General features: G+C 74.7%; 8 protein-coding genes. 2 read left to right on the forward strand and 6 right to left on the reverse strand.

The genetic code is table 11. The annotated features are described in order from the left end of the window. Positions 1-232: 232 nt before the first annotated feature. Positions 233-1,126: a LysR family transcriptional regulator gene (locus JNW98_RS33070; RefSeq protein WP_223771992.1), complete on the reverse strand. Its 894-nt coding sequence runs from the start codon at positions 1,124-1,126 to the stop codon at positions 233-235. 205 nt (positions 1,127-1,331) lie between these two features. Between JNW98_RS33070 and JNW98_RS33075 the strand changes: the two genes are divergently transcribed. Further along, positions 1,332-2,231 (forward strand): SDR family oxidoreductase, encoded by a 900-nt coding sequence (locus tag JNW98_RS33075; RefSeq protein ID WP_223771993.1) that lies wholly within the window; start codon positions 1,332-1,334, stop codon positions 2,229-2,231. 191 nt (positions 2,232-2,422) lie between these two features. Next, complete coding sequence (locus JNW98_RS36400; protein ID WP_263421476.1) at positions 2,423-2,548, forward strand: hypothetical protein; 126 nt, start codon at positions 2,423-2,425, stop codon at positions 2,546-2,548. Positions 2,549-2,718: 170 nt separating this feature from the next. Here JNW98_RS36400 and JNW98_RS33080 read toward each other — a convergent pair whose 3' ends face one another. The 5 genes from JNW98_RS33080 to JNW98_RS33100 form a co-directional block, all read right to left on the reverse strand. Then, complete coding sequence (locus JNW98_RS33080; RefSeq protein ID WP_223771994.1) at positions 2,719-4,326, reverse strand: APC family permease; 1,608 nt, start codon at positions 4,324-4,326, stop codon at positions 2,719-2,721. 360 nt (positions 4,327-4,686) lie between these two features. Then, positions 4,687-6,213 (reverse strand): AMP-binding protein, encoded by a 1,527-nt coding sequence (locus tag JNW98_RS33085; protein ID WP_223771995.1) that lies wholly within the window; start codon positions 6,211-6,213, stop codon positions 4,687-4,689. 120 nt (positions 6,214-6,333) lie between these two features. Continuing rightward, positions 6,334-7,347 (reverse strand): NAD(P)/FAD-dependent oxidoreductase, encoded by a 1,014-nt coding sequence (locus JNW98_RS33090; protein ID WP_223771996.1) that lies wholly within the window; start codon positions 7,345-7,347, stop codon positions 6,334-6,336. Continuing rightward, complete coding sequence (locus JNW98_RS33095; protein WP_223771997.1) at positions 7,344-7,871, reverse strand: isoprenylcysteine carboxyl methyltransferase family protein; 528 nt, start codon at positions 7,869-7,871, stop codon at positions 7,344-7,346. Before JNW98_RS33095 ends, JNW98_RS33090 begins: the two co-directional genes overlap by 4 nt. Positions 7,872-7,877: 6 nt before the next feature. Further along, on the reverse strand, positions 7,878-8,408 hold a 531-nt coding region (locus JNW98_RS33100), incomplete at its 5' end, for a 3-oxoacyl-[acyl-carrier-protein] synthase III C-terminal domain-containing protein (protein WP_308015696.1).

The following is an 8,408-nucleotide window of genomic DNA, read 5'->3' on the forward strand; positions in this document are numbered from 1 at the left end:
CCATTCTTAGCGGCGGTGAAATCCCCTGGCAAAGACCGCTTCTACGGCCTTCTTTCGCACCTGAGAAGCCTGCGGACGGAGGCGCTCCGCTCCTCCCCGGGCGAGCGGACCGCCGCTCGCGTACGGCCCGGCACCGTAGGTGACGCGGGTCTCATGGGCGGCCTCACATGCACCACCCCTCCGGCTCACTTCACGCCGGCCGGCCGCTACTCGGCGGAGTCGGATCTCCCCCTCACCCGCCCAGCAGCTCCCCGGCGCAGGCGGCGAAGGCCGTCACCAGCCGGCCCCGGTCGCCCGCCCGCGTCGCCAGGACCACGTGGCTCGGCTCGACGCCCTCCAGCGGGACCACGGTCAGGTCCGGGCGCAGCCCGGCCGTGGCGCCGGCGGCCATGACGGCGACGGCCTCGCCCGCCGCCACGTGCTCCAGCTTGTCCTCCATCGCCTCGACCAGCGGGCCGCCGGGTGCCGGGCGGCCGTCGGGCCGGGGGTCGACGCGCCAGTACGCGTTCCAGACCGGATCCGGGTCGCGCATCCGCGGCAGGGGCTCGTCCGCGATGTCGTCCAGGGTGGCGCTCTCCCTCCCCGCCAGGCGGTGGTCGCGGGGCACGACGAGCACACGTGGCTCGGAGTACAGGACCGTCACGTGGAGTCCCGCGGTGGGGAAGGGCAGCCGGGCCACCACGGCGTCCGCGCAGTGGTCGAGCAGGGCCGGGCTCACGTCGTCCCACCGCAGGTGGACGGTGGCCACCTCCGCCTCCGGATGCCGGCGGCGCAGCTCGCACACCGCCGGCGTGATGATCAGGTGCGAGAGGACGCCGACGGTGACGCGGTCCGGTTCGGCGGCGGCGCGGGTACGGGCGGTCGCCTGGGCGGCGGACCGGAGGAGCGCCGTGGCGAGCGGCAGGAAGACCTCCCCGGCCTCGGTGAGCCGGGTGCCGCGCGGGGTACGGTCCAGCAGCCGGGCGCCCAGCCGCCGCTCCAGGCTCCGGATCTGCTGGCTCAGCGACGGCTGGGCGACGCGCAGGGCTTCGGCGGCGCGGCCGAAGTGCCGGTGCTCGGCGACGGCGGTGAAGTCGCGCACCAGCCGCAGGTCGAGGTCCGGCGCGGGGCCTGCTGGTTCGGGCATGCCGGAAGCGTACTCCCGCCGGAGCCGCGGCAGTTGCCTGCGAAAGGCCATGACCTGGGGTGATGCCTGTATCGCATGACCCGATGCGGAACGGGACCTGGACCCGTCGCACTCCGCGCCCGGAGGATGAGCCCGTCGCCTCCGCCGCCGGCCGTACACCGGGTGGGGGCGTCCCCTCCTCCCCTCCTCTCCCCAGGAGTTCACCATGCGTGTCTTCGTCACCGGCGCCTCCGGCTTCATCGGCTCGGCGGTCGTCCGGGAGTTGCTCGGCGCCGGGCACCGGGTCCTCGCTCTCGCCCGTTCCGACCGGAGCGCCGCCGCCCTGACGGCCGCCGGGGCCGAGGTGCACCGGGGTGACCTCGGCGACCCGGACGGCCTGCGCGCTCCGGCCGCCGCCTCGGACGGCGTCGTCCACCTCGCCTACCGCCACGACCTGCTGGGCACCGGGGAACTCGGCACCGCGGGCGAGGTCGACCTGCGTGCGGTGGAGGCGCTGGGTGCCGCGTTGGAGGGCTCCGGGAAGCCGCTGGTCGCGGCCTCGGCCTCCGGGCTCCTCACGGCGTCGGGCCCGCTCCTGACGGAGGAGGACCCGGCCGCCCCGGGCAGCCACCGGGCGCCGGCGGAGAACGCGGTGCTCGCCCTGGCCGGGCGCGGCGTCCGCTCCTCCTCCGTCCGCCTCCCTCCGTCCGTGCACGGCCGGGGCGACCGCGCCTTCCTCCCCGAGGTGATCGGCCGCGCCCGTGCCCGCGGCGTCTCGGCGTACATGGGCGACGGCGCGAACCGGTGGCCCGCCGTGCACCTGCTCGACGCCGCCGTCCTGTTCCGGCTGGCCCTGGAGTCCGCGCCGGCCGGCGGCCGGCTGCACGGCGTGGCGGAGGAGGGGGTGCCGTTCCACGGGATCGCGTCCCTCGTCGGCCGCCGCCTCGGGCTTCCGGCACGGAGCCTCTCCGGCGCCGAGGCGGCCACCCACTTCGGGTGGCTGACCCCGTTCGTCGGCCTGGACGTGCCGGCGTCGAGCGCCCTGACCCGGGAGCGGCTGGGCTGGCGTCCCGTCCGCTCCGGCCTCCTCGCCGACCTGGAGGAGGGGCACTACTTCGAGGCGTGACCGGCCGCACCCCGCCCACACACGTGCAATTCGCAACTAGTGCAAAGCGCAAGGAAAACGTCCCAGAGCCCTCCTCGACTCCCACCAAGCCCAGCTGAACGAAACGGGGTTGAGGGCCATCGTGGATGTGGAACGGAGCGCGCCGCAGTCCGGCGGAGGCCCGGATCCGTCACGCGAAGGGGGTGAGGTGCGTGGCTCTTCGTCGCGCCCGTGACAAGGCGGAGGCCACGATGGCGCCGGCGGCGACCGGCCGCGGCCTCTTCGCCGGGCGGCACACGGCCGGCCTGTTCCCCCCGCGCGAGGGGCGCGAGCGGTGAGCGCGACCGCCGTCCGGCAGGGCGCGTCCCTGCTGCTCGCCTGCCCGGACGCCGACCGGCCGGACCGCCGATACGTCATCGACCGGTCCTGTTCGCGCGCCGGATCGCGCGCGGCGCGGCGCACCGCGGTGATGCCCGCGTTCCGGCCTGCCGTGGCGGGTCCGGCCCCGCTACGGCAGGGCTTCCTCCACCCCGTCCCGCGCGGTCGCCCGGTACCGGACGCCCGAGCGGACGGCCCAGAGGAAGACGCCCAGCGCGAAGACGGCGACGGCGAGGGAGTCGTAGGGCGCCGGCAGCCGGCCGGAGCCCTTGAACGTGCCCAGCCAGGACAGCAGGGTGAGCACCGCCAGGTAGCACACCAGCCAGGCGCCGTCGCGCAGTTCGGTGGCGAGGGGACCGTCGTGGGCGGACCGCCGCATCCCGAAGAAGATCACCAGGCCGGCCAGGACGAAGGGCAGCGCCAGCCGCAGGTCGTGCCAGCCGGACCAGTACACGAACTCGGTGGCCACGACGAAGCTGACGGGGGCGATCCAGCGCAGGCCGGGCACCCAGCCCGCCATCGGGGTGCCGGGGTCGGCGCGGAAGACGGCGACCGCCACGGCCGAGGCCGCGTAGATCAACAGGTACATGTCGCCCATGATGCTGACGATCCGCTGCCACTCCCCGAAGGGCAGCAGGAAGACGACGATCACGGCGAGGTTGAGCGCCAGGGCCCGGTGTGGAATGCCGGTCCTGCCGTCGACCCGCATGAGGGCCCGGGGCAGGGTGCGGTTCTTGGCGAGGGCGTAGGTGTGACGGGCGTTCAGGGCAACGCCGACGTACGCCGAGCCGCCGGGCGAGAGGACCGCGTCGGCATAGAGCAGGCTGGAGAGCCAGTGCAGGTTGAGGATCAGGGCCAGCTGGCCGAAGGGCGACTCGAAGTCGACGCCCTTCCAGCCGTGTCCGAGGAGGTTCTCTGGGACGGTGAAGAGGAAGGCGAACTGGAGCGCCAGGTACATCAGCAGCGCCAGGCCGATGCCGGTGAGGACGGCGGCCGGGATGGTGCGGCGCGGGTCGCGCGCCTCGCCGGAGAAGTCGAGGGCCGCCTGGAAGCCGTTGACGGAGTAGACGATGCCGCCGCCGGCGAGGGCGGAGAGGCAGGCGGCGTAGCCGTACGGGGCGAATCCGCCGTGGTCGGTGAGGCGTCCGGAGTGCCAGCCGGAGGCGAACAGGGCGATGACGGTGACGACCGGTACGGCGATCTTGAAGATGGAGACGAGGTTGTTGAGCCGGGCGAACAGGCGGACGGCGAACCAGTTCAGCGCCGTCAGCAGGGTGCTCAGGCCGATGGCCAGCGCCAGGCCGGTGGGGGTGAGGACGTGGCCGCTGTAGAGGTCGGGCAGGTAGTGGTCGGCGTACTGCATGATGGCGCTGATCTCGGCGGCGGTGCCGCCCACCGACAGCAGGACGGACCAGCCGATCAGCGTGCCGACGAGCCGTCCGCCGGCGTACAGCGGCCAGCGGACGGTGCCGCCGCCCTCGGGCCGCGAGGCGCCGAGCTCGATCATCACCAGGGCGACGAGTCCGCAGAGCACCCCGGCGCCCACCCAGGTGAGCAGCGAGGCGGGCCCGGCGGTGCGGGCCGCGTACATCGCGGCGAACAGCCAGCCGGAGCCGACGATGTTGGAGAAGCCGATCGCGGTGAGCGCCCAGAAGCCGAGGTCCCTGCGGAGCCTGCCCTCTTGGACGGCCGCCTCGACGGCGGTGGTGTCGGCCGCTGCGGCGTGGTCCGCTGACACGTGCTCCCCCTGTCCGGGACGTCCCGGTGACGTACGGTGAATGGGTCTTTCAACCTTAGGTCAACCTTGGGTGACGGCTGATCATTCCCCGTGGCACGCCGCCCGGGTGGCGGACCGGTGGCGCCCTGCGGCTAGGGGTGTCTGACGGATCTCCGCGGGGAAGGAGCGGCGTCCGGTGCGTGCTCTGGGGGTCCCCCCGGCCGAAGGTTGGGGGAGTGCCGGCCGAAAGCCCTCGTACTGGGCGTACGTGAGCTTTCGGCCGGTGCGGCGAGAGCACGCACCGGGCGTCGCGACGCCGCGGAGATCCGTCAGACACCCCCTAGGCACCGCGCGGGGTGTCCCGCGCGGTGCCGGGCCCGGTCAGGCCGCCGCCTGCCGCAGGGCCTTCTTGTCGGGCTTGCCGGCGTCCGTCAGCGGCAGCTCCGTCAGGAAGTCGATCCGGTGCGGCTCGTACATCGCGCCGCACCGCTCGCGGACGAACGCCCGGAGTGCGTCCGCCGTGACGTCCGCGCCGGGGGCCGGCAGCACGGCGGCGTGCACGCGTTCCATGGCGTCGGCGTCGCGCACGCCGAACACGGCGCTCTGCCGTACGCCGGGGTGCGCGTTGAGCACGTCCTCCAGCTCGGTCGTGTAGACGTGCCCGCCCACCACGATGATCATGTCCTTGATGCGGTCGACGACGGTGAGGTAGCCCTCGTCGTCGAGGAAGCCGATGTCGCCGGTGTGCAGCCAGCCGTCCTTCAGCACCTCCGCCGTGAGGTCGGGCCGCTTCCAGTAGCCGCGCATGATCTGCCCGGAGCGCACGCATATCTCGCCATGCGCGCCGGGCGGCAGGTCCCGGCCGGTCGCAGGGTCGCGGACGGCGACCTCGACGCCGGGCAGCACCTGACCGACGCTGCGCAGCCGTTCGGGCCGCGCGGGGTCGTGGTCCTCGGGCATGAGGAAACTGATGCCGCCGGCCTCGCTCTGCCCGTAGAACTGGACGAGGACGGGTCCGAGGCGGTGTATCGCGTCGGTGATCCGCACGGGGGACGCCGGGCAGCCGCCGTACAGGACGCACCGCAGGCTGGAGGTGTCGGTGCGGGCCAGGTCCGGGTGGTCCAGGAGCGCGTAGAGCAGCGGCGGGAGGAGGAACACGTCGGTGACGCGCTCGCGTTCGACCGCGGCGAGCACGGCGGCCGGGTCGAAGTCCTCCAGCAGGATCAGGACGCCGCCGCGCAGGAGGGTGCCGTCGGCGAGGAGCCCGGCGGCGTGGGCGATCGTGGTGCAGACCAGCTGCCGGGTGGTGTAGGGCTCGTGGTCGCGCGGCGTGGCGCCGCGGCCCGTCTGGGCGAAGGTGGTGCAGATGCCCTTGGGGTGGCCCGTGGTGCCGCCGGTGTGCCGGATGGCGGCGATGTCCTCCGGATCGGCCTGGCTGGGGAACGGCTCGCCGGGCTGGGCGGCGGCGAGTTCCAGCAGGTCGCGGCCGGTCTTCGCGGGGCCGAGCGTCAGGACGCTGTCGACGGGGGCGAGCCGCGTCACCTCTTCGGCGCGCTCCGCCAGGCGGGGGTCGACGATGAGCGCGCGGGTCTCGACGTCGCCGACGATTCCGGCCTGGACCTCTGCCGAGAGCTTGTTGTAGAGGTGGTTGACGCGGCAGCCGAGCAGGTTCGCCGCGTACCGGGCGGCGATGATCTCGGGCAGGTTGCCGCTCAGGAGGGTGACCGTGTGCCCGCGGCCGAGCCCTTCGGCGCGCAGGGCCCGCGCCATGCGGTGGACGAGCGAGCGGAACTCGCCCGCGGTGATGCGCCGTCCCTCGTGGACCAGGGCCTCGCGCCCGGGGTCGTCGCCCATGCCGTCGAGGATCTCCTCCACGTACATCGGTAACTTCGGCGCGGCGTGCGACATTTCTGCTCCTCCGACATAGTTTCCCGAGCCAATAATTGCCTCAGGCATCCATCCATCATGCCTCTTTATGATCGTCAACGCCAAGTTTTTGTTCAACAACGCCGGGCGGGCCCCGCAGCCCTACTGGAGAGCGCGCACCGCGCCCGCGAAGACACCCGGCAGGGCGCGGGCCGCGGGGACGACGAGGCGGGCGCCGGCCGGGTGGGCACCGGCCAGGAGCAGGGCGTACGTGAGAAGGCGGTGCCGTCGGGTCAGCCGGCGCCAGGCCGCCTCGTACGCCCGCGGCCGGCCGGCCGCCAGGCAGCGCACCGCCGCCTCCGCCGTCGCCAGACCGAGGGCGATCCCCTCACCCGTCAGGGCGTCGACGTACCCGGCCGCGTCGCCGACGAGCAGGACGCGGCCGGCCGTCCGGGCGCGGGTGCGCTGGAGTAGCGGGCCCGCGCCGCGCACGGCGCTCGCGGGCGCGGCACCGGACAGCCACGCCAGCGCCGGATGAGAAGCCAAGTGCTCGTCGTAGCACCGGCGTTCGCGGCTGAGGACGGCGACGCCCACCAGCCCCTCCCCCACCGGCGTGACATAGGCCTCGCCGTGCCGGGACCAGTGCACCTCGACGTGGTCGGACCACGGGCTGACATGGAAGTGGCGGCGGAGTCCGTAGCGGACGACAGGACGCGCGGGCAGGGCGAGGCCCAGGGTGCGGCGGAGCGGGGAGTGCAGGCCGTCCGCGGCGACGAGCCAGCGCGCCCGCCACTCCCCCGCCGTCACCCCGTCCGTGTCCTGGACGACGGTGCCCACCCGGCCCGGCGCGAACCGCACGCCGAGGTCGGCGGCCCGCCGGTGCAGGGCGGCGTGCAGCACGGTCCGCCGGACGCCCAGCCCGGTGCCGCCGCGGAAGTCCGCCGTGACGCTCCGCGGCCCGTCGACGTACCGGATGCCGCGCAGCGGGTGCCCGGGCGCCTCGACGCCGAGGGCCCGCAGCGCGGCCGCGCCGCTGGGCATGACGCCCTCGCCGCACGCCTTGTCCACGGGCGCGGCGCGCGGTTCGACGACCACCGTCTCCAGGCCGCGGAGCGCCGCGTGGACGGCGGCCGCCAGGCCGGCCGGTCCGCCGCCCGCGACCAAGACGTCGATCACGCGGACACCGGCCGGGTCGGGGCGAGCGCCGCCTCCTCGCAGCGGACGCGGACGGCGAGCAGCCAGGCGTTCAGCAGTGTGAAGCCGGCGGCGGTGGCCCAGGCGCCGTGCACCAGAGGCAGGGCCGCGCCCTCGGCGGCCACGGCGGCGTAGTTGGGGTGGCGCAGCAGCCGGTACGGGCCGGCGGTGACCAGGCGCAGGCCGGGGACGACGATCACGCGGGTGTTCCACTGCCGTCCCAGGGTGCGGACACACCACCAGCGCAGCCCCTGCGCGGCGGCGACGACCCCGAGCATCGTCCAGCCGAGCGCGGGCCGGAACGGCCGGTCGGCGGCGAGCACTTCGAGGAGGCACGCCGGCAGCAGCGCGGTGTGCAGGGCGACCATCCACGGGTAGTGGCCGCCGTCGACGGGCAGCCCGCCGCGCTCCCGGCTCCAGCGGGCGTTGCGGCGGGCGAGGACGAGCTCGGCGCCGCGTTCTGCGGCGACGGCGGCGAGGAGGAGGGCGTACCAGGGCGCGGACACGGTCGCCTACCAGCGCAGGAGGACGAGTTCGCAGCAGAAGCCGGGGCCCATGGCGAGCAGCAGTCCCGGGGAGCCGGGCGGCGGTCGGCGTTCGGCGAGCGTGTCGCGGAGGACGTGGAGGACGGACGACGAGGAGAGGTTGCCCTGGTCGGCCAGGTGGCGCCAGGTGAGGTCGAGGGCGTCGGGGGCGAGGCCCAGGACCTCGGTCACCGTCTCCAGGATCCTCGGGCCGCCGGGGTGGCAGACCCACGCCGTCACGTCGCCCGGCTTGAGCCCGTGGTCGCCGAGGAAGCCGCGGACGTCGTCGGCGAGGTGGCGGCGGACGATGTCCGGGACGGAGCGGTCGAGTACGACGCGGAGTCCGAAGTCGCCGATCTCCCAGCCCATGGCGTGTTCGGTGTCGGGGTACATCCGGCTGCGGGTGGCCACGACCTCGGGGCCCCCGCCCGCCGCGGCGCGTTCCCCGCCGCAGGCGACGACGGCGGCGGCGCCGTCGCCGAACAGTCCGCTGGCGATCATGCCGGCGGGCGAGGTGTC

Source organism: Streptomyces huiliensis, from assembly GCF_020037025.1.
Lineage (GTDB): Bacteria > Actinomycetota > Actinomycetes > Streptomycetales > Streptomycetaceae > Streptomyces > Streptomyces huiliensis.